The organism is Methanoculleus sp. UBA291 (assembly GCF_002499755.1).
GTDB lineage: Archaea > Halobacteriota > Methanomicrobia > Methanomicrobiales > Methanoculleaceae > Methanoculleus > Methanoculleus palmolei.
Genome location: NZ_DANC01000045.1, coordinates 26,426 through 50,849 on the forward strand (window position 1 = coordinate 26,426; position 24,424 = coordinate 50,849).

The 24,424-nt window shown below is 61.8% G+C and carries 29 protein-coding genes; 15 read left to right on the forward strand and 14 right to left on the reverse strand.

The window, feature by feature from the left end; translation table 11 throughout:
• Positions 1 to 46: 46 nt before the first annotated feature.
• Positions 47 to 919: an ADP-ribosylglycohydrolase family protein gene (locus BP737_RS11195; protein ID WP_292408925.1), complete on the reverse strand. Its 873-nt coding sequence runs from the start codon at positions 917 to 919 to the stop codon at positions 47 to 49.
• 69 nt (positions 920 to 988) lie between these two features.
• On the opposite strand from BP737_RS11195, the gene BP737_RS11200 reads away from it, so the two are divergent.
• The 10 genes from BP737_RS11200 to BP737_RS11245 are packed head-to-tail and all read left to right on the forward strand — an operon-like array spanning position 989 to position 7,339.
• Complete coding sequence (locus BP737_RS11200; protein ID WP_292408926.1) at positions 989 to 1,258, forward strand: UPF0058 family protein; 270 nt, start codon at positions 989 to 991, stop codon at positions 1,256 to 1,258.
• Between the two features lie 3 nt (positions 1,259 to 1,261).
• The gene (locus tag BP737_RS11205; RefSeq protein ID WP_292408927.1) at positions 1,262 to 2,836 is read left to right on the forward strand and encodes a tRNA uridine(34) 5-carboxymethylaminomethyl modification radical SAM/GNAT enzyme Elp3; all 1,575 of its coding nucleotides are present in this window, start codon (positions 1,262 to 1,264) and stop codon (positions 2,834 to 2,836) included.
• The gene (locus tag BP737_RS11210; protein ID WP_292408930.1) at positions 2,833 to 3,948 is read left to right on the forward strand and encodes a DNA primase small subunit PriS; all 1,116 of its coding nucleotides are present in this window, start codon (positions 2,833 to 2,835) and stop codon (positions 3,946 to 3,948) included. Before BP737_RS11205 ends, BP737_RS11210 begins: the two co-directional genes overlap by 4 nt.
• Positions 3,949 to 3,951: 3 nt before the next feature.
• The gene (locus BP737_RS11215; RefSeq protein WP_292408931.1) at positions 3,952 to 4,617 is read left to right on the forward strand and encodes a hypothetical protein; all 666 of its coding nucleotides are present in this window, start codon (positions 3,952 to 3,954) and stop codon (positions 4,615 to 4,617) included.
• 37 nt (positions 4,618 to 4,654) lie between these two features.
• Positions 4,655 to 4,933, forward strand: a complete 279-nt coding sequence (locus BP737_RS11220) for a 50S ribosomal protein L44e (RefSeq protein ID WP_292408932.1) — start codon at positions 4,655 to 4,657, stop codon at positions 4,931 to 4,933.
• A gap of 7 nt (positions 4,934 to 4,940) precedes the next feature.
• Positions 4,941 to 5,129 carry a 30S ribosomal protein S27e gene (locus BP737_RS11225; RefSeq protein WP_292408934.1) on the forward strand — a complete coding sequence of 63 codons (189 nt, stop codon included), beginning with the start codon at positions 4,941 to 4,943 and terminating at the stop codon, positions 5,127 to 5,129.
• 7 nt (positions 5,130 to 5,136) lie between these two features.
• On the forward strand, positions 5,137 to 5,916 hold the full coding sequence (locus BP737_RS11230; RefSeq protein ID WP_292408936.1) for a translation initiation factor IF-2 subunit alpha: 780 nt from the start codon (positions 5,137 to 5,139) through the stop codon (positions 5,914 to 5,916).
• Positions 5,917 to 5,922: 6 nt separating this feature from the next.
• Entirely contained in the window at positions 5,923 to 6,090 is a 168-nt protein-coding gene (locus BP737_RS11235) for an RNA-protein complex protein Nop10 (RefSeq protein WP_292408937.1), read from the forward strand.
• The gene (locus BP737_RS11240) at positions 6,072 to 6,818 is read left to right on the forward strand and encodes a proteasome assembly chaperone family protein (RefSeq protein WP_292408939.1); all 747 of its coding nucleotides are present in this window, start codon (positions 6,072 to 6,074) and stop codon (positions 6,816 to 6,818) included. The genes BP737_RS11235 and BP737_RS11240 overlap by 19 nt, the downstream gene beginning before the upstream one ends.
• Before the next feature lie 53 nt (positions 6,819 to 6,871).
• Positions 6,872 to 7,339, forward strand: coding sequence for an RDD family protein (locus tag BP737_RS11245; protein WP_292408941.1), 468 nt, complete (start codon positions 6,872 to 6,874; stop codon positions 7,337 to 7,339).
• Positions 7,340 to 7,696: 357 nt separating this feature from the next.
• Here the strand turns inward: BP737_RS11245 and BP737_RS11250 are convergent, their stop codons facing one another.
• Positions 7,697 to 8,116: an ArsR family transcriptional regulator gene (locus BP737_RS11250; protein ID WP_292408944.1), complete on the reverse strand. Its 420-nt coding sequence runs from the start codon at positions 8,114 to 8,116 to the stop codon at positions 7,697 to 7,699.
• A 137-nt stretch (positions 8,117 to 8,253) separates the two neighbouring features.
• Between BP737_RS11250 and groES the strand changes: the two genes are divergently transcribed.
• Both groES and groL read left to right on the forward strand, forming a co-directional pair.
• Positions 8,254 to 8,526, forward strand: a complete 273-nt coding sequence (gene groES, locus BP737_RS11255; protein ID WP_292408946.1) for a co-chaperone GroES — start codon at positions 8,254 to 8,256, stop codon at positions 8,524 to 8,526.
• A gap of 5 nt (positions 8,527 to 8,531) precedes the next feature.
• Complete coding sequence (gene groL, locus BP737_RS11260; RefSeq protein ID WP_292408948.1) at positions 8,532 to 10,145, forward strand: chaperonin GroEL; 1,614 nt, start codon at positions 8,532 to 8,534, stop codon at positions 10,143 to 10,145.
• Positions 10,146 to 10,231: 86 nt separating this feature from the next.
• On the opposite strand, the gene BP737_RS11265 is transcribed toward groL, so the two are convergent.
• Positions 10,232 to 10,666, reverse strand: a complete 435-nt coding sequence (locus tag BP737_RS11265) for a rhodanese-like domain-containing protein (protein ID WP_292408950.1) — start codon at positions 10,664 to 10,666, stop codon at positions 10,232 to 10,234.
• A 75-nt stretch (positions 10,667 to 10,741) separates the two neighbouring features.
• Positions 10,742 to 11,461 (reverse strand): ATP-binding cassette domain-containing protein, encoded by a 720-nt coding sequence (locus BP737_RS11270; protein WP_292408952.1) that lies wholly within the window; start codon positions 11,459 to 11,461, stop codon positions 10,742 to 10,744.
• A gap of 441 nt (positions 11,462 to 11,902) precedes the next feature.
• Between BP737_RS11270 and BP737_RS11275 the strand changes: the two genes are divergently transcribed.
• The gene (locus BP737_RS11275) at positions 11,903 to 12,607 is read left to right on the forward strand and encodes a DUF1614 domain-containing protein (RefSeq protein WP_292408954.1); all 705 of its coding nucleotides are present in this window, start codon (positions 11,903 to 11,905) and stop codon (positions 12,605 to 12,607) included.
• Between the two features lie 12 nt (positions 12,608 to 12,619).
• On the opposite strand, the gene asnB is transcribed toward BP737_RS11275, so the two are convergent.
• The 10 genes from asnB to BP737_RS11325 are packed head-to-tail and all read right to left on the reverse strand — an operon-like array spanning position 12,620 to position 22,602.
• Positions 12,620 to 14,428, reverse strand: a complete 1,809-nt coding sequence (gene asnB / locus BP737_RS11280) for an asparagine synthase (glutamine-hydrolyzing) (protein ID WP_292408956.1) — start codon at positions 14,426 to 14,428, stop codon at positions 12,620 to 12,622.
• A 7-nt stretch (positions 14,429 to 14,435) separates the two neighbouring features.
• Positions 14,436 to 14,882 carry a carboxymuconolactone decarboxylase family protein gene (locus BP737_RS11285; protein ID WP_292408958.1) on the reverse strand — a complete coding sequence of 149 codons (447 nt, stop codon included), beginning with the start codon at positions 14,880 to 14,882 and terminating at the stop codon, positions 14,436 to 14,438.
• 2 nt (positions 14,883 to 14,884) lie between these two features.
• Complete coding sequence (locus tag BP737_RS11290; protein WP_292408960.1) at positions 14,885 to 15,826, reverse strand: methanogenesis marker 7 protein; 942 nt, start codon at positions 15,824 to 15,826, stop codon at positions 14,885 to 14,887.
• Positions 15,823 to 16,407, reverse strand: a complete 585-nt coding sequence (locus BP737_RS11295) for a methanogenesis marker 17 protein (protein ID WP_292408963.1) — start codon at positions 16,405 to 16,407, stop codon at positions 15,823 to 15,825. Before BP737_RS11295 ends, BP737_RS11290 begins: the two co-directional genes overlap by 4 nt.
• Complete coding sequence (locus BP737_RS11300; RefSeq protein WP_292408964.1) at positions 16,408 to 17,646, reverse strand: methanogenesis marker 15 protein; 1,239 nt, start codon at positions 17,644 to 17,646, stop codon at positions 16,408 to 16,410.
• On the reverse strand, positions 17,643 to 18,098 hold the full coding sequence (locus BP737_RS11305) for a methanogenesis marker 5 protein (RefSeq protein WP_292408965.1): 456 nt from the start codon (positions 18,096 to 18,098) through the stop codon (positions 17,643 to 17,645). The genes BP737_RS11300 and BP737_RS11305 overlap by 4 nt, the downstream gene beginning before the upstream one ends.
• 5 nt (positions 18,099 to 18,103) lie before the next feature.
• Positions 18,104 to 18,565, reverse strand: coding sequence for a methanogenesis marker 6 protein (locus BP737_RS11310; protein WP_292408966.1), 462 nt, complete (start codon positions 18,563 to 18,565; stop codon positions 18,104 to 18,106).
• Entirely contained in the window at positions 18,565 to 20,094 is a 1,530-nt protein-coding gene (gene mmp3, locus BP737_RS11315; RefSeq protein ID WP_292408968.1) for a methyl-coenzyme M reductase-associated protein Mmp3, read from the reverse strand. The genes BP737_RS11310 and mmp3 overlap by 1 nt, the downstream gene beginning before the upstream one ends.
• Before the next feature lie 10 nt (positions 20,095 to 20,104).
• The gene (gene atwA, locus BP737_RS11320) at positions 20,105 to 21,715 is read right to left on the reverse strand and encodes a methyl coenzyme M reductase system, component A2 (RefSeq protein WP_292408970.1); all 1,611 of its coding nucleotides are present in this window, start codon (positions 21,713 to 21,715) and stop codon (positions 20,105 to 20,107) included.
• A gap of 44 nt (positions 21,716 to 21,759) precedes the next feature.
• Positions 21,760 to 22,602, reverse strand: a complete 843-nt coding sequence (locus BP737_RS11325) for an HAD family hydrolase (RefSeq protein ID WP_292408972.1) — start codon at positions 22,600 to 22,602, stop codon at positions 21,760 to 21,762.
• 49 nt (positions 22,603 to 22,651) lie between these two features.
• Here BP737_RS11325 and BP737_RS11330 point away from each other — a divergent pair, with 49 nt between their 5' ends.
• Positions 22,652 to 23,581 carry a ribose 1,5-bisphosphate isomerase gene (locus tag BP737_RS11330; protein ID WP_292408974.1) on the forward strand — a complete coding sequence of 310 codons (930 nt, stop codon included), beginning with the start codon at positions 22,652 to 22,654 and terminating at the stop codon, positions 23,579 to 23,581.
• Between the two features lie 395 nt (positions 23,582 to 23,976).
• Positions 23,977 to 24,330 carry a hypothetical protein gene (locus BP737_RS11335; RefSeq protein WP_342686184.1) on the forward strand — a complete coding sequence of 118 codons (354 nt, stop codon included), beginning with the start codon at positions 23,977 to 23,979 and terminating at the stop codon, positions 24,328 to 24,330.
• Positions 24,331 to 24,424: the final 94 nt, after the last annotated feature.

Below are 24,424 nucleotides of genomic sequence, written 5' to 3' on the forward strand. Positions count from 1 at the left end.
CGTTACCGTATCGAACCGTCGTTACGGGAAAGTCTTTTTTAGAGTACTATGCCCGGCTAACCCGGGCAAGCCGGCGGGCGAGGGCCAGGAGTTCTTCCCGGTCCTGGAGTGCCGAGAGCCACGGCGCAGGTATCGCCTCGTATCCATAGCGCGCTCCGGCAAGACCGCCGACGATCGCACCGACGGTATCGGCATCGCCGCCGAGGTTGACCGCCGCGACCACCGCTTCGCGGAAGGATGACGCCTCCATGAAGACCCTGACGGCACAGTGGGTGCAGAGGACGGCGTCAAGCGAGGGGTCGGGCGGGTGCTCCCGGTAATCTTCGAGCAGTGCCCGGAGTTCGGTATCGCGGCAGGCGGAGAGGGCCTGCCCGAAGGCCGCACCCACCCCTTCGCCCCGACAGATCCCGCTGACCATCCGGTTGACGAACGCCGAGGCTTCACCGGCGACGGGGTCGTGGTGAGTGACCCCCGACGCGGCGAGGCTCACCTCGCGCACCTCCTTTGGCGGGTAGAAGATGCCGACCGGTATTCCGCGCATGACGCTCCCGTTGCTACGGCTCCCGCCTCTGGTCTCGTGCACCAGCCTTGCGGCGGCCCCGGGGCTGACGCCCTCTTCGATCAGGTCGAGGACCGCCCGGGACGTCGGTCCGAAAAACTTCGGATGGGCTCGATATATCTGAACAAGCCTTTTCGCGAAGTCTTCCGGATCGAACCCACCGCGCCGGACAAGCGTCTGTGCAAGAGCCGACGCCTGCAGGGTATCGTCGGTGTACTGTCCGGGAAGGGTGTTGTGAATCCCGCCTCCCTGCATTTCCGTTACGACAAATGGGCCCGGCGGAAGGCCTTCCAGGGGCGCGCCCAGTGCATCGCCTATTGCAAGCCCGATAAACGCCCCGACCGCCTGCATCTCATTCATTATAAAAAGATCACCAACAAATTATATCTACCCGAGGGCAGTAGTTATTCTTCGAGGAAAGGTGATATTGTGCAAAAAGAAGAGCTTCTCCACTTACACATGCTGTTAGTCCACATCAAGAAATATTATGAAACCACAACCGGGGAGACCATATCGACCGACCAGTACAATGCTCTCCACATCTCACCAGTCCATATCCATAAGAATAAGGTCACCCATAAAAAGGCTATTCTGACGCTTGGTAACGAGATTGTCCAGCACATCAGGGCCAATCACAATCCCTACATAGAATACCACGCCGATTTTCAGTCGTCAGAACGGGTTGCAACCGAACATTAAGCGATGAGCGATACCGAACCCCTCCGGGAGATGATCTCCCGCATCCTTTCTACCGCATCCGGCCCCGCCGACGTTCAGCGGATCAAACTTGAGGTCTGCCGGGAATCCGGCGCCGATATGCCCAAAAACTCGGCTATTCTCGCCGCCGCTACGCCGGAAGAGCACGAGCGGCTCCGGCCGCTTCTCCTCGTCAAACCCACGCGGACGCTCTCGGGGGTGGCGCCCGTTGCGGTGATGACCTCGCCGCACCCCTGCCCCCACGGGAAGTGCCTCCCCTGTCCCGGCGGACCGGAGCATCCCTTCAAGTCTCCCCAGAGTTATACGGGCGAAGAACCCGCGGCGCTCCGGGCGCGGGAACACGCGTTCGACCCCTACGACCAGGTGCAGGCCCGCCTCGAACAGTTCGAGGCGCTCGGGCACCACGTCGACAAAGCGGAGTTGATCGTTATGGGCGGGACGATGACCGCCCGACCGGTCGAGTACCAGGAGTGGTTTGTCGGCGCTGCCGTGCAGGCGATGAACGACTACCCCCGGCACGGGACTCCCCCGGCAAAGCCCGACCTTGATGCGGTTTTTGCTGCAAATGAGCGGGCGGAAGTCCGGTGCGTCGCCGCCACCTTCGAGACACGGCCCGACTGGTGCCGGGAAGAGCATATCGACCGGATGCTCGCGATGGGCGTGACCAAGGTAGAACTCGGCGTCCAGCACCTGGACGACCGTATCCTCGACTACAACCGGCGGGGTCACACGGTCGCAGACTCGGTCGCGGCAAACTGCCTCCTGCGCGACGCCGGGCTGAAGGTTGGGTTTCACGTTATGCCGAACCTCCCCGGGGCAAGCATGGCGGACGACCGGAGGATGTTTGAGGAACTCTTCGCCGACCCGCGGTTCCGGCCGGACTTCCTGAAGATCTACCCGACCCTGGTGACGCCGGCTTCGGAGATCGAGCGCCTCTGGAAAGAGGGCGGATACCGCCCGTATACCGAGGAGGAACTGGTCGATCTCGTTGCCTATGCAAAGTCCCTTCTCCCGGAGTACGTCCGCCTCCAGCGGGTCCAGCGGGACATACCGGCGAAACTGATCGTCGCGGGCTCCAGGCACAGCAACTTCCGGCAGCTTGCGGAGGCGCGGCTCCATGCGCAGGGCCTTCACTGCCGGTGCATCCGGTGCCGCGAGGTCGGCAGGACGGCGGCACCTGAGGCGGCGGCGATCTCGACCACGGTCTACCCGGCCTGCGGCGGCGAGGAGCGTTTCATCCAGGCGGGCTCGGAGGACGCCCTTATCGGGTTCGCCCGGCTCCGGTTCCCGCACCGGCCCTTCCGCGAGGAACTCGACGACGCTGCGCTCCTGCGCGAGCTCCACGTCTACGGGAGCGTGGTCCCCCTCAGCGCCCCGGCAGCGCCCGACGAGTGGCAGCACCGCAGTTTCGGCCTCCGGCTTCTCTCCGCGGCCGAGGAGGAGGCCCGCGATCACGGTTACGGACGGCTCGCGGTGATGAGCGGTGTCGGGGTGCGTCCTTACTACAGGAAACAGGGATATGAACAAGTTGGCCCATACATGATCAAGACGTTCCTATGAGGCCCGCGACGCTCGAGTTTGTGAAACAGAGGTTTGCCGAGTATTATCAGAGGCAGAGCCTCATCGTTCCGTCCTCCCTTGAGCAGCGGGAATGGGGTTTCGTCTTTTTCGACGCGTCGGCCGAGGTCCGGATGCGGCGGCATATGGCGTTTATGGACCCGCAGGAACTCAACGCCTACGTGAGAAACCTGATTCCCGCCCATGTCTACTACTCGACGGCCTACTACCAGACGCCGTCGGCGCCGACGATGAACGACAAGCACTGGGCCGGCGCCGACCTTATCTTCGACCTCGACGCGGACCAGATCGTCCGCGGCCCCTACCCGGCGATGCTTGCGCGGGTCAAGGAAGAGACCGAGAAGCTGGTCGGGATGCTGATAGACGAGCTCGGCTTTTCCCGGAACCAGATCCGGGTTGCCTTCTCCGGAGGGCGCGGCTACCATATCCACGTCACGGATATCGCCGTCCGGGGATGGGGGAGTCCGGAACGGCGTGAGGTCGTCGATTACATCTGCGGCATCGGGCTTGACCCGGCCGTGATGCTTGCCCCGGGAGGGGCCCGGACCGGGTGGCGTCGGCGTTATGCCGATGCCCTCCGGTCTCACCTCTCCTGGCTTGCGGGGCTTGAACCCCACGAGGCGAAGGACTACCTCGCGGGGCTTCCCGGCGTCAGCAAACGGGCGGCCGTGGAGTTTCTCGCGGACCTTGAGGTCCTCTCCGGGAAGGACCCCGCCGACCTCCGGCAGAACCGTGTCGTCCAGGCAATCTGGGCTGCACCCGACTTCGAGAACCGGGTCCGGGACAGAGGGGCACGTGCGGACGAACCGGTCACGACCGATATCAAGCGGCTGATCCGGACGCCGGGATCGCTGCACGGCGGCAGCGGTATGCGGGTGGTGCCGCTCGACATCCGGGACCTCGCGGATTTCGACCCGCTCGTAGACGCGGTGGCCTTCGGCGACCGGGAGGTGCGGGTGGAGATGAAGGCAAACTTCACCACGTCCCTGCTCGGGAACACCTACACGTTGAAAACCGGAACCGTCAGCGTCCCCGAGGCGCTTGCGGTCTTCCTCTGCTGCCGGAACATGGCGGAGATAACCGGGGGTGCGTGAGGCATGGTCGTCGACACCCTTGAGAAACTGCGCCAGATGCTGCTTGACATGCACCATTCGGGAAGGCTCTCGGAGATCGAGCCCGGTCTCTATGAAGACGCCTGGGCATACATCGAGAAACGCAAGAGGGATTTCCGGGACCTGAAAAACCCTCTGGAGAGTCGGGCGGGGGGCCTGATCATCGAGGAGATCGGCAGCGTCACCGAGACCGTGCAGGAGATCTTCTCGGTCCGGACACGCCAGATCCTCGATCTTGCGTATCAGCAGATTGAGGGGCAGTACTTCGATAAAGAAGAGGCACGGAAGATGCTTCCGGCAGAACGGGTGATGTACGGGCAGATCATCGATTCCATCGAGGCCTGCCGGAGCGCGCTCGTCCACGGGGGGGAGTCTGCCTTCGACGGCAGCGGTGCGGTCTCCGCTCCCCGAATCGATGAGACCGGCGATGCCTCAGCGACATCTGCTCCGGCGGCACCGGCAGCCGCCGCTCCCCGCCCCGTCCCGTTCCCCCATGCGCTTGTGCATATCCGCTCCGACATGGAGCCGTTCATGGGGGTGGACGGCAGGACCTACGTACTGAAACAGGGGGATATCGTCACCCTGCCGGAAAACAATGCGGACGTGCTCTGTGAGCACGACATAGCCTTAAATATTAGGCTTAACAAGTAATATAGGTACTCGAGTCTATTGAATAGAGGTTACTATCATGAAAATGCCGTCCAAATTCAAGACGTACTGCCCATTTTGCAGGACTCATCAGATTCACGAAGTCGTGAAGGTGAAGAAGGGCAAAGTGCGTCACTTCAACTGGATTGACCGCCAGAAGGGGCGCAGGAGCACGGTTGGCAACATGGGCAAGTTCAACAAAGTGCCCGGCGGCGACAAGCCGACGAAGAGGATCAACGTGCGGTACCGGTGCACGGTCTGTGGAAAGGCGCACCTCCGACCGGGATTCCGGATTGGTAAATTCGAGCTTACGGAGTGAGGTAGTTATGGTCCGGCTGAACAGGGAAAACAGGAGCACATTCCTCCGGGTGAAGTGCCCCGACTGCGAGAACGAACAGGTTGTCTTCGAGAGAGCGAGCACCGTCGTGGAGTGCAACGTCTGCGGACGTGTCCTTGCAGAACCCCACGGTGGGAAAGCAGATATAAAGGCTGAGATACTGGCAGTACTTGAGTGATTATTCCATGCATGAGAGAGAGTGGCCCGACGAAGGAGAACTCGTCGTCTGCACGGTCGCGGACGTTAAAGACTTTGCAGCGTTCGTGACCCTGGATGAGTATGACGGGCATAGAGGGCTCATACCGATATCCGAGATTGCACGGGGCTGGATAAAGTACATCCGGGACTACGTACGAGAAGGACAGAAAGTCGTCTGCAAAGTCCTGAATGTGGACCCCGACCGCGGCCACATCGACCTCTCGTTGAAAGACGTAAACGAACACCAGCGGCGCGAGAAGATTCACGAGTGGAAGAACGAGCAGAAGGCTACGAAGTGGGTCGGGTTCGCTTCCGAAGCAGCGGGGGTGGACCGGGCGATCATCGAGGAGGCCGTATACCGTGAATACGGCCAGCTGTACCCGGCCTTTGAGGATATCGTCACCACCGGCGGCGAGGCGACGGATAAGCTGAAACTCGATGAACCGGTCAAGGAAGCGCTCATCTCCATCGCGCACGAGAACGTGAAAGTCCCGAAGGTGACCATTACGGGACATCTTATTCTGACGTCGTCGCGGCCCGACGGCGTCAACGTGATCCGCAGGGCGCTCCGGAGTGCGCAGCCGAGAGTCGACGATGTGGAGATCGACCTGATCTACATCGGGGCCCCAAAATACCGGATAAAAGTGACCGCACCCGATTATAAGGCAGCCGAAAAGGCAATCGAGAAGGCGGCGAGCGCCGCCGTCGGCGTCGTCGAGCGGGCGGGGGGATCGGGCAAATTTATCCGGAAGCAGAAAACCGGATAAGACCGTATGAGCAATCGTATTCGCCGCTGTCCAGACGATCTAAGGTATACGCTCTCTGTGATCTGCCCGGTCTGCGGCAGGCCGACACGGCCGGCCCATCCGGCCCGTTTTTCTCCGGAAGATAGATACGGCAGGTACAGGAGAGTGGTACGCGGATGGAACCCGTCACAGTGAGTTTTTCAAGAGACGACAACCTCGACGCCCCGGTCCTGATCGAGGGCCTGCCCGGTATCGGGCACGTCGGGAAACTTGTTGCCGACCACCTGATCGATGAACTTGAAGGCGAAATGATAGCGGAGATCTCTTCGCTCCATTTTCCTCCGCAGGTGGTCGTCGACGAACAGGGTGTCACCCACCTGGTCAACAACAAGGTCTACCGCTCCGAGAAGAACGGGAAGGCGGTCCTCTTTCTCGTAGGGGATTTTCAGAGCAGTTCGGCCCCGGGGCACTATATCCTGACCGAGCGATACCTGGACATTGCGGAAAGCCTCGGTGTCCGGCGGATTTATGCGCTCGGGGGCTACGGGGTCGGCCACCTGGTCGAGAACCCGAGGGTGCTCTCCGCAGTCAATATGGAGCGTCTCCGCCCGGAGGTAGAGGCGGCCGGCGGTTCGTTCGAGAACGCCGGGAGCGAGGGAGTGATCGTGGGGGCCTCGGGCCTCCTGCTCGGTCTCGGCGAGGTGAGGGGTATCGAGGGAATCTGCCTGATGGGCGAGACGAGCGGTTACATCGCCGACCCGAAGAGCGCCGACAACCTTCTCTCCGTCCTCTCCCGCCTGCTCGGGATCGAGGTCGACCATACCTCGCTGCAGCAACGCGCCGGTGAGATGGAGCAACTCATAGCACGTGTCCGGGAAGCCGAAGAGGCCAAAGGCCGCGAAGAACTGAGTTATATCGGATAGTCCGCTTTTTTCCGGGAATACTTAAGACCCGCGGAGAACCGCAGAAGAGTGATATGGTCACCCTCTACCTTGCCGGGTGGGAAACTCGGTTCTGGGCCTGGCTCATCGATATCGTCCTGATCGGGCTTCCGGTCCTGGCTATTTCAGATCGGCTTTCACCCGCCTGGCAGGTCACGATCGGACCCGGGCTCTTCTCTTTCAGCCTCTTCTCGGTCGTGCTCTTCCTCTACTGGACGCTGCTTGAGGGATACCGGGGCCAGTCCATCGGCAAGATGGCGCTCAAGATCCGGGCCGTCGGCCGTGCAGGAGAGGATATCGGCTTTGCGACCGCTGCAGTCGAGAGTTTCGGGAAGGCATTTCTCATCATCCTCGACTGCCTGATAGGATGGCTTACCATGCCTGGCAAGAAAATGGGCCGAGGATTCCCGCGACTTGAGTCGTGGGAGGAATCGGCCCTTCGCATATCACGATACACTTTCACCCCGCACGGCTATTCTTTATGCCGGGGGAAGTCCAACTGATATCTGTTGCGCTCTGGAAGGCACGAAGCAGGAGCCTCTCCTGCGGATCACGGCTATACACCTGCGCAAACGACACCACAGTGCAGCGACATTGCTGCCAGGGCCGCCGTCAACCGGCCTATTGCGGTCCGCTCCCCCGACACCGGGGAGAGGTGGAATCGCGAAGCCCCTAAAGAGCGTGCTCCCATCTCTAGGAGCATGCCCCCCACTGAAGTGGGGGTAGTTGACAGCAGAGGCTCTTTAACAGGATCTCCGGCACGGTCGTGATCGAGACCCGGGAGAGAGAAGAGCCGGAAGGCGTCACCTACGTGAAGCACGAAGAGTAGGAGCACCGGCGTTTCAAACGGGTCGTAAGACTCAGTCGTCGATACCGAGCGACCGGTCGATCTCTACAGCCGCGATCTCGAGGTCGTCGAGGACTCGGAGAGCGTCTTTGCGCAGTTCCTGGACCATCGACTGGAGACTGTTTCCCCGGAGGTAGATCAGCCTCTTGTGACGATATACGACACCGGCCTCGACCAGGTTTCTGATGTGGTGGTTGATGCGGGCGCTGGAGACCTCCAGGTCCTGCGAGATCCGTTCCACAGGTACGCCGCTTCCGGAGATCTGGTACACAAGAAGCGCGATAAGGATCCGCTGGGCGACCTGGTCGACGTCCCGTCCTTCCCCGATACCAAGGCTGCTGAAGAACCATTCAAGGTTCTCGGGCTCGGGCCCGATTTTACCTCTTGGTCTCTCAATCTGCCTGAACACAATCTGCCTTGCTGCTGGAGCCATTGATTGCTCAGGAGTATGTACTCGATACAATATAAACGTGTGCAAAATGTCGATATCGTATCTACAAAATCAATAAGTTTTAAATATTTTTGCACCCAAGGATATGAGTGCAAACAATCTCTGGAGGAGATAGACTCATGGAGATTACCCCAATAGGAGAACGGGTTCTGATAAAACCCGTAAAAAAAGAAGAAGTAACGAAGAGTGGAATTTACATCCCGGAATCCGCGCAGGAGAAGAAAAAGGAAGGATACGTTGTTGCGGTAGGACAGCGCGACGACGGAACGACGCTCCCCTTGAAACAGGGAGACCATGTTTTGTACGGAGGCTACAGCGCGGATACGGTCGAGGTCGACTCGGAGACGTACGTGTTTGTCCCGTTTAAGGACATTCTGGCAAAGATGGAGTGAGGGATATGGTATCATCAAAACAGTTGATGTTTGACGAAGATGCACGCAGATCGCTCCTTGCCGGTGTCAATAAGGTTGCCGACACCGTCAAGATCACGCTCGGCCCCAGGGGCAGGTACGTCGTGATCGACAAACCGACAAGCCCCATCGTGACGAACGACGGCGTGACGATCGCGAAAGAGATCTCGCTTCATGACAAGTTCGAGAACATCGGGGCGAAACTCGTCAAGGAGGTTGCCCAGAAGACCCAGGACAAGACCGGCGACGGAACGACAACGGCAACGCTTCTCGCCCAGGCCATCCTCACCGAGGGCCTGAAGAACATCTCCTCCGGAGCAAACCCGATCGAGATCAGGCGGGGGATCGATGCCGCGGTTACGGCGACGGTGGAGTATATCCGGTCGACGAGCGCTCCGGTGAGAGACAGGGACAAGGTTCTTCAGGTCGCCACGATCTCCGCGAACAACGACGAAGAGATCGGGAAACTCATCGCCGACGCGATGGATAAGGTCGGATACGGGGGCCTGATCACGGTCGAGGATTCAAAGAGCCTTGAAACCGGCCTCGATGTGGTAAAAGGGATGCAGTTCAAACGGGGGTACATCTCGCCCTACATGGTCACGGACCCCGAGAAGATGGTCTGCGAGTACGAAGACCCCTACATCCTGCTCACCGACCGGAAGATCTCGTCGCTCAAGCAGATGGTCCCGATCCTGGAGACGGCCGCGGGGGAAGGCAGACCGCTTCTGATCGTCGCCGAAGATGTTGACGGAGAGGCTCAGGCGGCTCTTATCTTGAACATCATCCGGGGCTCTCTCAAAGCCTGTGCGGTCAAAGCACCCGGATTCGGCGACGAACGCAAGGCAATCCTCGAAGACATCGCAGTCCTCACGGGCGCGACGGTGGTCTCTGAGGATCGGGGAATGAAACTGGAGAACGTAACCCGGCAGGTCTTCGGCACGGCCCACACCGTCAAGGTAGACGGGGAAAAGACGCTGATTGTCGGCGGCAAAGGCGACCGCAAGGCTCTGGAAGACCGCATGCGCCTGATTGAGTCGCAGATCAACATAACGGACTCGGAGTTGAAGAAGGACGACCTGCGAAAGAGGCTTGGAAACCTCGGAGGGGGCGTGGCGGTCATCAAGGTGGGTGCGGTGACCGAGACCGAGTTGAAAGAGAAGAAGATGCGGATCGACGATGCCCTGAACGCCACCAAGGCGGCGGTCGAGGAGGGCGTGGTTGCCGGGGGCGGCGTCACCCTGTTCCGGTCAATCGGTGCCCTTGACAAACTGCAGTTCGAGGACGACCGAAAGATCGGGGTTTCCATAGTCCGACGGTCGCTCGAAGAGCCCGTTCGTCAGATAGCAAAGAACGCCGGCGTCGAAGGCGCAGAAGTCATCGCCACCATAAAAGGGAGCGACGACGACGCGTTCGGCTACAATGCAAAGACCGGCAGTTACGAGAACCTGGCGGAGCACGGCGTCATCGACCCCGCAAAGGTGGTCCGACTCGGGCTCCAGAACGCGGCGTCCATTGCGGGCCTGATCCTCTCTACGGAGGTCGCCATCACCGACTTCGACGAGGAAAAGGACCAGAAGACCGCGGCCATCATCATCTGAGGGGAAACTGCCGCCGGGGGCCTTCCGCCCTCCCGGGGTTCACCACCCCCTTTTCGTTTCCTTCACGTAAAACGCCTTTCCGGGTTTCAGTCTTTCGTCACCGGAAGCCCGGCGGCCTTCCAGGCGTTCAAGCCGCCTTTGATATCGTAAACTTCGCAAAACCCGGCTTCTCCCATCAATTTGCGGACGCCGGCGCTCCGGCCGCCCCGCTGACAGCAGAGGACATATGTTCCGTTCGCATCCAGGCTCTCAAGGCGCTCTGAAAAGTGCGCCGAGTCGATGTTGATCGCGCCCGGGATATGCCCGCCGGCATACTCTTCCGGTCTCCGGACGTCGATGACGACGAACATCGGGTCCCCTCCCCTTTCTTCGATCAGGGCGGATGCCTCTCCCGGGGGTATGGTCCGGCTGACCCGGTCTCCCGAAGCGGGGCCGCCGCCAAGACACCCACCGATCAGCACGGCCGCGAGAGTGCTCCCGGCGAGGAGAAGGAACGCAAGTGAAGGACGAATGTCAAGCATATATCCCTCTTACAACGGGATTAAATATATGTTGATCCGTTCGGTTTTCCGTTCGCCGACGCGGGGCCCGGACGCTCAGGCGGTATCGTTGAATTTCAGATGTGCTTCGGTGACAGCCATCATCGCACGAAAGGTGGCCGGCGTATCCAGGGCCACGACCTCTTCGCCGTCCACCACTGCAGCCCGGTTGCAGATCGCCTCCGCTTCGTCGAGGTCGTGGGTCGTGAAGATGATCGTCACCCTCCGCTCACGGTTCAGACACCGGAGCAGGCCCCAGATCTCCCGGCGACCGGACTCATCCAGCTCCTTCGTCGGCTCGGCGAGGAAGAGGACGCCCGGGTGCACAAGAAAAGCCCGGGCGATCTCGAGACGCCGCATGATAGCCGGGGGATAGGTTTCAACCGCCGCGTCAGCATACTCCGGAAGTCCGAAGAGTCCGATGACCTCGGAGATTCGTCTCTCCCGGACTTCATCGTCCAGGCCGTGCAGCCGTGCACCAAACTCCAGGTTCTCCCTGCCGGTCGTCACGGGGTCGAGGACCGATTCCTGGAGGACGATGCCCATACTCCGCCGCACGTCTCCGAGGTTCCCGAGGATTGCAAGCGACGAATGTTCGGCAAACCCGGAGACCGGGAAGAGCACCGTCATAAGGACGGCAATCAGGGTCCTCCGGCCCTGATCGCCGGTGCAGAGGATACCGATGATCTCTCCCTTCTTTACATTGAAGGGGATCGGACCCCGTGCCTGAAGCCGTTCCAGACGCCGGATCAGGTCCTCAACGGTAAAGGTGTCCATGCCCATCCACACCGATACGACCGGTCAGAAAGAACGGTGTCATCTTCAGTCACTCATCGCCCCGACGTATGCGACCGGGATCGAGGGGCGGTCGCTCGTCTTTGAGATATACCGCGGATATGTGCTATCCGGCGTCCATTATCCAATCCGAGGAAGGAATTATTATGTTATCATTATCTCTGATTATCCCTATATGAAAATATCTATTTGAAAAGGAAGATAAAATAAGCCATTTAAGATTTCCATTTTTTTAAAATCGCTGCTTTTCTCGTAAAACTACGAAAAAGCATCCGTACCCAACCGAAACGGCAGCGTCGGGAGGAGCGGATGGGAGCCGTTATCCGTTCCCGGACCCGCGGCTGAAGCGGCAGACCTGTCCCAAAGACCGCAAAAGAGACAGTGAAACTATTTATGGTGGAGACATCCGTATACCTGAACCCCATGGAGACCGAGGTATCCACGATTGCAATCCTGCCGGTTCCCTTCAGCCCGGAGCAGATCATCATCGTCTTAGCCGTCCTCATACCGGCTCTGGTCATATTCAACCTGCTCCTCATCACCGAGGGGATCTTTGAATCGATCGGGCTCCGGTTCTCCCAGGCGTTGCTCGCGACCGCAGGGGCGCTGCTCGGCAGCCTGATCGATATCCCGCTGCTCCCTGCCGGAGGGGCGCTCATCGCGGTCAACGTGGGCGGCGCCGTAATCCCGTTCATCGTGACCGCCGGGATGATCGCACGGGGCCAGGTCTCGCGTTCCAAGACCTTCATAGCCGTCATCGCGGTAGCGCTCGTCGCCTACGCCTTCGCAACGCCGGTCCCCGGTCTCGGGATCACCATGCCGCTCTACATTGCGCCCCTCGCGGGCGCCGCAGCAGGACTCCTCCTCGCCCGCGGCTGCCACGCCGCACCCGGACTCGCCTATGCTGGCGGGACCATGGGCACCCTGCTCGGCGCCGACATCCTCAACCTCGCGAATCCGGACGTGCTTGCGGCGCTCGCCGGGGGCCGGGCGACCGTTCTCTCCATCGGCGGTGCGGGGATATTCGACGGCATCTTCATCACCGGCGTGCTCTCGGTCCTGCTCGCGGCGTATGCGGGAAGACACCTGCGCGAGAAGGGAGGGATCTGCCCGCAGGAGGAAGAGTGACGCTTCACCCGCCTACGTGTCGAATTGCCGGAGCCACATCTCCGCGCAGGCTATCCGCCAGAACTCGGTGGAGTAGGCACTTCTTCCGTCAAGGAATTCCCGGTAATTCCGGAGCACCCGCTCTGCATCCCAGTAGGGGCGCCGGGAGAACGCAGGCGTTGAGAAGAGCGCGAGGATCTTCGGCGCAAGTTCCCCCTTCATCCAGACCTCTTCGGGGGTGACGAACCCCATCTTGTCCATCCTGCACCGGACGCCGTCCGGGACCAGCCCCCGGATCGCCCGCCGCAGGACATACTTCGTGACGCCGCGGCGGATCTTCTGGTCGAGCGGGAGCGACGCGAGATACTCCACGACCCGGTAATCGAGGAACGGGACCCGGGCCTCGATCGAGAAAGCCATGGAGTTCCGGTCCTCCCAGTGCAGCAGGAGGGGAAGGTTCGATGCGGTGATCTCCCGTTTCAGCACCTGATCGAGCGATCCTGCATACCGGAGGACCTCCGGCGCGGACCCCCGGAGGAGCTCCCGCCGTTCCGACCGGACCCGCGACTGGCGGACCGCCCATGAAAAAAAGGACCGGTGGCGCCTCGCGCTTCCGACACCCTCCCGGAGCGCCGCGAGGGTGTGCCCCTGCCGGAGGAGGCCCCGGATGTAAGGCGCCTGGTAGGCGATGTAGCCACCGAGCTGCTCGTCGGCCCCCTGCCCGTCGAGGACCACCTTCACCTCATCCCGGGCAAGCCGCATCACGCAGTACTGAGCGTATATCGAGAGCGACGCAAACGGCTCGTCCTGCAGGTAAAGGAGCCGTTCAATGTCCTCCCAGAGCCCCTCCGTCGCGGGCGTCGTCCGGCGGCTCGCGACCCCCGTCGCCGCAACCACCGTATCGATATGCCTGCTCTCGTCGAACCGTTCGTCGTCGAAACAGACCGAGAATGTCTTCTGCCGGTCGCCGACGCTCCCCGGGTTTTCCGCACGCAGAAGGGCGTTGATCAGGGCGGTTATCGTCGAGGAGTCGATGCCGCCCGAAAGGCAGGTCCCTACCGGGACGTCGCTCCTGAGCCGGAGCCGGACGGCATCGGCCAGGAGGTCCCGGAGCCCTCGGGCGGTTTCATCGTCTCCGACGTCTCCCCCGGGGGCGTCGTTCACCGCGAAATCCCAGTAACGCTCCGGGACCCCGCTTCCCTCCCCGGAGACGACGAACGAGTGCGCCGGCGGGAGCTGGAGAACGCCGTCGTACATCGTCTCGGGGGTATGGTCCGCAACCCCCCAGGCGAGGAACGTCGAGAGCGTCCGGTCGTTCGGCTTCCCGCCGGCTGCAGGATGGACACGGAGCGCCTTGATCTCCGAGGCGAAGAGAAACGATCCCCCGACGAGGGTGTAGTAGAACGGCTTGACGCCCAGGCGGTCCCGGGCGCAGAAGAGTTCGCGGCGCCGCGCGTCCCAGAGGGCGAACGCCCACATCCCGTTGAACCGGGATAGACAGTCCCTCCCCCACTCCTCGTAGGCGTGCAGGATCACCTCCGTATCGGTTGCGGAGGAGAACCGATGGCCGGCGGCGGAGAGTTCCTCCCGGAGTTCGAGGTAGTTATAGATCTCGCCGTTGAAGACGATCCAGAGCGACCCGTCCTCGTTTGCCATCGGCTGCCGACCTTCGTCGGAGAGGTCGAGGATTGCAAGACGGCGGTGAGCGAGGCCGACCGGACCGGAGAAGAAACTCCCCTCGCCGTCGGGACCGCGGTGGAAGAGCCGCTCTGCCATGGCCCGGACAAGGTCCGGGTCCGCTTCTCCCCCGTTCAGGGCAAACTGCCCGGCAATGCCGCACATGCTCCGACTACTTATCCGGGCGGGTCTTACCAAGGCCCGTCCCGTTGATATCGCACGACGGGCAGGGACCGGAACCGTCCACCACACGGTAGGCGTCCGCAAGGACCGCGGAGTTCGCGAGCATCCCCGCGATCAGGATCACCTCGAGGATCTCCGCCCGGGTTGCGCCCTTCGCCATCGCCGACTGCATGTGATACTCGACGCAGTGGCGGCACTTGAGCGCTGCGCCCACCGCAAGGCTTATGAGCTCGATCACCTTCGGTTCGAGCTGGCTGGTCTCGGCCACGGCACCCTTGTAGAGCAGGTGCGAGATGAGGATCTCTGGTCGTTCCGCCATCCGCTCAAAGATCAGGGGAACCCTGCCGTATTCCGCCTCGATCTCCCGGAGGAGTTCCTCCGCAACCACGTCCGACCCCTGTTCCGCAACCCTCGTGAGCATCTTCTCGAAGTCCATCTCTACACCAGTACCCCGGTCTCGGAGAAGGGTTTAATCCGGATCAATATGTAATTGCGCATCCGCGACGGCGTGACGTCGGCGATATCTCCGACGGTGACACCCTCAACGACCTCAAGCGACCGTACGGCCGGGGCATACGGGTCGTAGGGGAGTTTCACCCGGAGCCCCTCCATCTGGACGGTCACGGGCGTCGGGTGCGTCAGCATACTGACCTCATGGATCCGGTCCTCAATGATCGCCATCAGACGGGGAGGGAAGACGGAGAGCGGGTCTTTGGCGAGGTCGTCACGCCGGGCGTCCAGGGTGCGGGAGACCTCGTCCACCAGCTCATCGAGTTTCGCGAGTTCCTCGGGGCGTTTGAACCGGTGCATGATCCTCCCGATGCCGCCGACGTAGCCCTCGGCGGGCGGGTCGACGATCCGCATCAGGGTCTCGCGGTCCGGGGCGCCGGTCACCACGATCGGCACGCGGACTCCGCGCCGGAGCACCGGGAACTTCTGCCGGATACACTCCTCGAAGTTGCCGAGGGCGTAGACGGCGAGATCGTGCTCGTTGATGATGTCCCGCTCCTCGTCGTTGAGGTTTGCAATCCGCTTGCCGAACCCCCGCGCAAGCCCGACCATGTTGGTCTTCGCACCGGCCCGCCGGAGGTACTCGGCGATGTCGCAGGCGGTGTGCGGGAGGTGATGGATCTCCAGGCTCGGACTGACCACGGCGATCTCGGTCCCGACGAGGGGCGCTTCGGTCACCTCGCCCGCAAGCGGCTTTGCAACCTCCCGTATCAGGCCGATGTCGTCCCGCGGCACGAACGACTGAAGCACGACGTCCTGGGCCATAATGTGCTTCTGCACGATGTAGCCCCCGAGGTCGTCGATCAGGTCCGCAATCTCGTCGTGCCGGTAGACGCCTCCCTTGTAGGTCACCGGCACCAGCGTCGTCATAACGTCTCCCCCATCTTTGCAAAGATCGGCGCGACAACCGTTTCTACGATGTCTCCCGGCAGAGTATCCTCGCTTGCCACGTAGTAAAACTTACCGTTCTTGATATACTGGCGGCGGACCTTGAACCCCTCGGGAGCGATGTACTGAAGCGCGTAGATGACGTCTTTATACAGCGTCTCGCTCGGGTCGGCCACCACCAGTCTCTCAAGTTCCTCTTCTCCGACCACGCCGGCCGGGAGGACGACCGTAAACCGGTCCGGCTGATCGACGTTCTCTTTTCCAAAGCGGGCCCAGAGTTCCCGGAGCAGCGGCGCAAGGTAAGTCTCGTCGCCGATGTCGAGAACGATCTCCGCGTCGCCGGGATTGATGTTTGCAAAGTCGCTGACGCGGATCTCACGCGGCATATGGCGGAGCAGCCCTGCAGCGACGAAGATCGGCACCTTCGGGTCGACGTAGATGTGCAGCCGGTCGATCACCTTGATGAGGTCGAGGTCCTGGAGCACGTCCGACGCGATCCGTTCGTAGACTTCTCTCCCGACGGCATCGGGAGATTCGACGACGAAGTAGGTCAACGGGGGCATCTACTCCCCCTGGACAAACCCGGACGCAAGCAGGGCGGACCCGACCGCGCCGATATACTGGGAATAGGGCGGGACGATGATCTCGGTCTGCAGGAGCTGGCCCATCGCGTAGACCAGCCCCTCGATCAGCGAGGTGCCGCCCACCATGATCACCGGCTCCTTGATATCGATCTCCTGCAGCTGCTGCTCAAAGACCTGCTCCGCAACGCTGTGGCAGGCCGCAGCCGCCACGTCCTCGGGCGAACTCCCTGCCGCAAGCGCGTTCACCAGGCTCTGCGTCCCGAAGACGATGCAGTAACTGTTCATCGGGACGTTCTTTCCGATGCCTTTCATGGCGAGGGGCCCGAGTTCGGTGATGTCCACGCCGAGGCGCTTCGCGGTCATCTCCAGGAACCGGCCGCTCGCACCGGCGCAGATCCCGCCCATGGTGAACGTCCCGGGGATACCGTCGATCACGCTGATGGCTTTGTTGTCCATGCCGCCGATGTCGATGACGGTCGAGGCTCCCCGCTGGTGGCCGGCGAGGTAGACGGCGCCCTTCGAGTTCACCGTCAGTTCTTCCTGGATCAGGTCGGCCTTGAGGTGCTTTCCGACCAGGAACCGCCCGTATCCGGTGGTCCCGATCGCCTGGACATCCTCCCGTGCGATGCCCGCCATCTCAAGCGCCTGGGCGATGGTGCCTTCGGCGCTCTTGAGCACCTCGGTCGTCGGGAGCCAGCCGGTGCCGACGATCCTGTTGTCCTTCATCACGACCGCCTTTGTCGTGCTCGACCCCGAATCGACGCCCATGGTGATCCCGGTCTGCTCCTCGCGGGCAAGGAGGGCCCTCCGTCTGGCGATGGTGGTCAGGGCCTCCATCCTCGTGAGAAGGGTCCCTGCGGTCGTCCGCTCGGTGAAGGAGTAACTCACCACCGGCAGCCGCGAGTGTTCGGGGATGTACCGCCGGAGTTCGTTTCTCACGATAGCCGCCTCGGCGCACCGGAAGCAGGTGCCGATGAAGACCCCGTCCGCATCGACTTTTCCCTCCACCAGAGCCAGGCCCCGGGCGATCATGAGTTTTAAGTCGGCACTTTTGACGTCCAGCCCGAACGCATCGACCGCTCGCTCGACGTCGGCGAGGGCGATATCGGGGAAGAAGACTTCGGCGCCCACCGCTTCGGCGGCCGCATAGATCTCCTTCTGGACGCCGCTGTACTCGGCGCCGCAGGAGAGCTGGGCGATCCTTACTTTTCGGGTCATGCCTTGCCCTCCTCTTTCGGGAGACCGGCAAGGAACTTCTTGATGGCGGCGACGAACTGCACGCCTTCCTCCTCGTCCGTGGGATACTTCAGTTCCAGGATCGGGATGCCGCTCTGGCGCAGGGAGAAGAGGATCAACTCGTCGGTGCGGGCGCACCCCATGCACCCGAACGCGAAGTCCGCGTCGGTAACGATGATCGCAGCCTCGGCCTCTTCAATGAGAGGCCCGTAGATCGCCATCCGCCCCCGAACACCTGACGGCACCTCAACCGCCGCATACTTCAGGCCGTGCTTGGGCTCTTCGGGCGTGATCTGCAGGGGCGGGGAGTCGATCCCGGCGGTTTGTATCCGTTCCCGGATACCGAGGGCTGCACCGAGCGGTTTATGTCCGAACCGGGCCACCAGGTCGGAGAGGATGAGGCTCGTTGCAGGATAGATAAACACCTTTGCCATTCTGTTCAGGGCTCCTCTGTCTCTATCAGTTCTTGTAATCGCTTAATATCCAGTGTGGGTTTCTTCTTCTCGCGTGCGGGCGGTGCCGCCGGCTCCTCCGCCCCCCGCCGGTCGAGTTCCTCAAGGCCGTGGGTGATATAGCGGAGAATCCGGAACTCCCGCTCATGGCCGAGATAGCCTGGCCGCGCTCCGCCGAGGTTCGCCCGGCACCGTCTCGGGTCGCCGGGCGGGAACCCCCGGTCCTTGACAAAGATGTGATTGGGATCGAACCCGCGGATCGTGTCGATGAGGCGGTCGACCGCCTCCGGTTCGCCCGTCACCTGCAGTCCGAAACACGTCTCCTTGATCAGGACGCCCTCGGAGACCTCGTACGCCCGGAGCGCGAGCTCGCCGGGGGTCATGGTCGGGGATTCGACGAAGACGTATTTCGTCACCGTACCTACGTACGCGGGTATATACTCGGCCATCACTCCACCTCCCTTACATATACCGTCGCTCCTTCGCGCATCCCGGCAAGGTTCCCCGCATCAAGCACCTTCCCGATGACGTTCGTCCCCGTGAGCGGCTCGGCAGTCGGGCCGAACTCGGCGTTCGGCGTCATACGGATGCCGACCATGCCGACGCCCCGCCGGGAGTCGTTCGTCATCGCAAGGGTGAGGGCCGGCACCTCGCCCGTGGGAGTGTTCTCCGGGATGATCGCGACGCCCTTGCCGATCTTCGGCTTGAAGAGGAAGACGTCTTCGAAGATGAAGACGAGCGGCATCTTTCCGACGGCGTGATGTTTGAGCCCGGTCACCTCGCGGAAGATCGTGACCGACCGGGGGGCGGCCGCCCCGTCGAGGGTGATGCTGATGACGTGGTCGGCGGGCTTTGTTGCGACCCGGACCGCCCCCCCGGCGAGAACCTCGAGGGTTGTTTCGGGGGTCTGGCCGACCACCACGCGGTCGCCTTCGGTCGAGTCTGCGGTGAGGGCGATACCCCGCCGGGCGGCGGCCTCCCCGGCCTCCTCAAGCGAAAGACCGACCAGATCGAACTGTTCCGGATCGGCCCGGAGGGCAAGAAGGTCTCCCTTACCGGCAAACCGGGCGAGTTCGATGCCGTGGACCACCCGACCGACGACGGTGTGCACCGGACTTGCCGATACGCCCTGCGTGTAGATGTAGATGGCTCCCGAAGATTTTCCGGCGGTCCGGATCGTAACGGTCCCTTCAAGTCTCGGTCCGGAGAACTCCTCCGGGACCTTCGTCGGGACCAGGTGCGTGTCGGCGATGTGGGTGCTGCTCGAACGGTCCACCGGGAAGTTGCCCTTCTTCACGGAGAGGAGGAAGTGCTCGACGCTCCGGGCGGTCCGGGTATCGATCCCGTCTTTTCCGAACCCCTGCACCTCCGCTTCCACGTAGGAGACGACCTGCATTCCGTCTTCGAGCGGGAACGCCGCATCGCGGGTGACGATCGCGTGCGACCGGTCCGCACGCCTGAGCACCCGCTCGACCCCGGTGACCCGGTCGCCTTCGCCGATACGGTCGAGCAGCCCCCGGCCGGTAACGACCCTGCCGATGACCCCGCCGTTCGCCGGAGCGCCGTAGTCGGCGGTATGGCTCATGCGCGAGAAGATCAGGTATGACCGGGCGGGGTCGTAACCGCCGCACCCGAGGATCACGTCGCCCCGCTCGTATCGGCCAGGCTCCCGTGCGGGCCGCACGTCCGATGCAAAAGGCCCGAAGGCTGCGGCGTGCCGGTCCTGCCAGTGCAGGCGCAGTTGTTCGGCAAGCCCGGACACGAAGATCCGGGAGACCACGGCAGGGTCCGCCACCTCGACGACCATATCCCCGGCCGTGGTGACGAACCGGACCTCCTGCACCTCCGCGCTGCCCTCCTCGGCGATCATCGGGCGGATGACCGCAACGCTGCACCGCACGTCCCGCCCGGGGAGGAGGTCCCCGAGCCGGGACCCAGACGGCATCTCTACAGCCTTCCCGTCCAGGTCGATCTTCATCGTCGGCACCTCAGGGAGCAGGTGCTCCCATCACCCGCCGCTCATCCTCGGTGAGGTGAGCGAGCACCTCCTCCGTCGGGCCCATCTTGATGATCTTGCCCCCCCGCATGAGCACCACCCGGTCGCAGATATCCCGGACGAACTCCATGTCGTGCGATACCACAATAAACGTCTCGTCCATCTCCGCGCGGGCGTGAAGAATCGAGTGTTTTACGTCGATCTTCGTGATGGGGTCCATCGTGCCGGTCGGTTCGTCGAGGACGACGAGCAGGGGTTCGCGGATGAGGACCTGGGCGAGGGCCACCCGGTGCTTCTCGCCCTCGGAGAGTTGACCGGGGTAGCGGTCCAGGATCTCGCGGCTCTTCTCGGGGGCAAACCCGGCCATGCCGAGGGTGATGATCGCCTTCCTCATCGCGAGTTCTTTGGGGAATTCCAGGCCTATGGCGTCGGTGAGGTTGTCGAGCACCGTCCTGTGCGGGTAGAGGTCGTACTCCTGGTGGAGGAGGCCGATGTAGCCCTTCGCCCGGCCCCGGTGCTCGATCCCGGGTTTGGTCATGTCGATCCAGTCGTCCCCGATCCGGATGTTCATCTCGCCGCTCGTGGGCTCAAGGATCCCCGCTATGATCCGGGAGAGGGTCGTCTTACCCGCACCGCTCTTGCCGATGATCCCGAAGATCTCCTGTTCGGAGACATCGAAGGAGACACCGTTGACCGCCCTGACCACGCCCCGGTCGACCGAGAGGTAACGCTTGACCACGTCCCGGGCGACCAGGATCTTCTCGCCGACCACTCCCGCCTCGTGCTGTTCGACGTCGCTGTAGTTCTCCATGAACCGGTTGATTACGGCCTCCGGGGCTCCGATCTCTTTGATCTCCCCGTTTTCAAGGAGGATCGCACGGTCCGCGACGTCCTCGATGACGCTTGAGAAGTGCGACGTGACCACCATCGCCATATCGTTTTTCTTCACGCTCTCGATGAGCATCCGGTGAACGAGCGTGGCGGTCTCCGGGTCGAGCGTCCCGGTCGGTTCGTCCGCAAAGAGCATGAACGGGTTCTTGGCGAGCTGACGGGCGAGCACCACCCGCTGCTTCTCGCCGCCCGAGAGGTCCCGGGCAATGTGCATCATTCGGTGGGAGAGCCGGACCTGGTCGATGAGGTCAGCCGCCCTGCTGACCGCTTTCTCCGCCGGATAGCCGATATCGTCGAGCGCCCGGAGGACGTTCTCGATCACCCGGTCATCGCCGTAGAGGGCGAACGTCCGCTGGAACATGATGGCGGTCCGCCGCATGATCCGCCGTTTCATCGCCGCGTTCTCCTCCGCCCAGAGGTTAACGTCCGCCGGTTTGAGTTCGCCGCCGCAGACGGGACACGGCTTCCCCTTCTCGCCAGGGACGCCGATGTAGTCGCACGCACTGCAGGCGACGATGTGATAGACGACCGCACCCCGTGTCGGGGGCTGGTCCACACCCCGCATAAGGTGCATAAGAACGGTCTTTCCGGCCCCGCTTCTCCCGATAATACCGACAGTCTCTCCCTCTGCCACCTCAAAATTGATATTGTTGAGTACAACGGTCCCGTTGAACTCCATACAGAGATCCTTCACCGTAATGAGTGGGGTCATCTCAAGCTCCTCGTTAAAGTCTTCTCGTGGTATCATATTAGGGTTTATATTGTTGCACTTTTTCCGGTCGTCGTGGTGTCCGCGAGAAGTTCCGCCACGATACCGGGCACCTCGCTGACGTTACGGATGACCCGGTCGGCGGTGGCGTACAGGATGTCGGGTTTCCGGTCGGACTGCTGCTCGGTGAGCACCGCAAGATCCGCTTTCCGGAAGGCGTTCAGGTCGTTGATGGCATCCCCGACCATAACAACCTTGTCATACTGCTCTTTGAGGTCTTCGATGATCCGGGCTTTCATCGAGGGCGTGGCGATACCGTAGACCCGTTCCCGGGGGATGCCGAGGTAGTCGCCCATCCGTTCGAGTTTGGTGATGCGGTCCCCCGATGCGATGTATGCGGGGACGCCCATCCGGTGCAGTTCGCTGATGGCCTCCTTCGCGCCGTCAAACGGTCTTCCGCCGGTGGTCACCGTGAACTCGATCCCGGGGAGGTCCATGTTCAGGATCACGCCGCTGTTCATGGTGACGATTGATTCTCTCTTGCAGCAGGCCCAGACCCGCCGGATGCAGACCTGTAGGTCGCCGATCCGTGCGTGTTTGTCGGTGTAGAGGATCTCTGCGACCGCCTCTGCAGGGATGACCCGCCGGGAACAGGCTACCCCGAACCCGATCGACCGATCGAGGAAGAACGCCGAGAGCAATTGGTCTTCCGGCGCCTCGATGACGTCCCGGGAGTGGAGGTGGAGGACGACAAGCACCCTTGCCTCGGCCCCGAAGGTGATGGTGGTGGTCTCGACCTCGGTCAGCATCTCATCGTGGAGGAGATCGCGCGCCACCCGGTAGGTGCGCAGAAGTGTGCCCGCACTATCGAAAACAACGGCTACCGACATGTGTGTTCACGTCAATAAATCTATGTAGTGGTCGTCTGAATGAATGACTATGTTACTGAGTGAGACGGCAGCAAGCATAAAGAATATGGAGATCCGGGGCGCCGGGCGGATCGCCCGGGCGGCGGTAGAGGCACTGGCGGATTATGCCGGGAGTCTCGATACATCCGACCCCGATACCTTCAGAATGGAGATGCGGAAGGCGGCGGATATCCTCACCGGGACCCGGCCGACCGCCGTCTCGCTCCCGAACGCGGTACGATACGTGATGCGGGCCCTGGACTCGTTTGAATCCGTGGAAGCCGCGCGGGACGAGGTTCTCCGCCGGGCGGCGGAGTTCGTCGACCACTCGGAGCATGCAATCGAGCAGATAGCGGCAATCGGGGCGCGCCACATCTCCGACGGCGACGTCCTCATGACTCACTGCAACTCCGAGGCGGCGCTCGGGTGCATCCTCGAGGCGCACCGGCAGGGCAAGGATATCGAGGTCTACGCGACGGAGGTGCGGCCGCGGGGGCAGGGGCTCATCACCATCAGGACCCTGAACGATGCCGGAATCCGCACAAACTATATCGTCGATTCGGCGGTCCGCTACTTCATCAACGATGTCGACCTCGTCATCGTCGGCGCCGACGCCATTGCGGTGAACGGGGCGGTGGTGAACAAGATCGGGACCGCCCAGATCGCCCACTCCGCAAACGAGACGCGGACGAATGTCATCGTGGCGGCGGAGACCTACAAGTTTGCGCCCCGGACGATCCTCGGGGAGCTGATCGAGATCGAGGAGCGGGACCCCTCCGAGGTGCTGCCCCGCGAGGAGGCGGAGAAACTCCCCTTCGTCCGGGTCCGGAACCCGACCTTCGACGTGACCCCTGCGGAGTATATCGACCTGATCGTCACGGAGCAGGGGGCGATCCCGCCGGAACTCGCGTATACGGTCATCAAGGATTACCTGGGCTGGAAGATCGAGGACCTGCGGTAAATACGGTGTTTTGACGAGGAGCCGCTCAGTGCAGAGGAGATCCGGGGGGTCATTACCGCGATGGCCCGCTGTAACATGAAAATATCCCACGATCCATCGCGTTGCGGATAGGCGAGCGATTAGCATCACTCGCCGAGGATGCCGACCCGAAGAAGACTGGAGGGACCGGACAATCCTTTGTTCTACTCGCTCAGGACCGGGGATTACCGGGCGTTTTTTCGATCATAGAGGGTCTCCTGGCGATCCATATCGTCGGGGGCCGGACCCGGGTTTATCGGGAGGTCGCGGCCGAGGCATCGCGACAGGGTGGTCCTCCGGCCAGGAGTCAAATGAAAAATCTCTCCGGCGGAGATTAAATTCATCTATCTAAACGTCGCCATATCCAATAGAGCCCGATGAGCATGCTGCGTCTCGCCCCTATCTGCCCAAGCCCATATTGTGATAATGTCAGGATGACCCGTGCCTTCATTCACGATATAGATGAAGATAATCTCCCGGGCGAGATCCCAATCGGATGGTGGTGTCCGCAATGCGGCTGGCTCGTGAATGATATTACCGAGGAGAAAATTATCGCAATCCACGACACTCTTATCGCGTTGCACGATCGGCCCGAAGACAGGGGGTGGGAAGGGCTGAAGGACCCGGGCTGTGTCGGGACCTGGGTCAGTCTCTGGAATGACTACTGGGTATGCCAGGAGAATATCTACAGGAAAGCTGCCTGGTTCCTTGAAATAATGAAGTCATCCTAAAAGTTTCCAGCGGCTGACGATTCCTATAGTTCAGAGCATTCTGTCGCCTCCTCGCGAAAAATTGAGTGTTTTCTGGCGTCAAACCTCTGATACG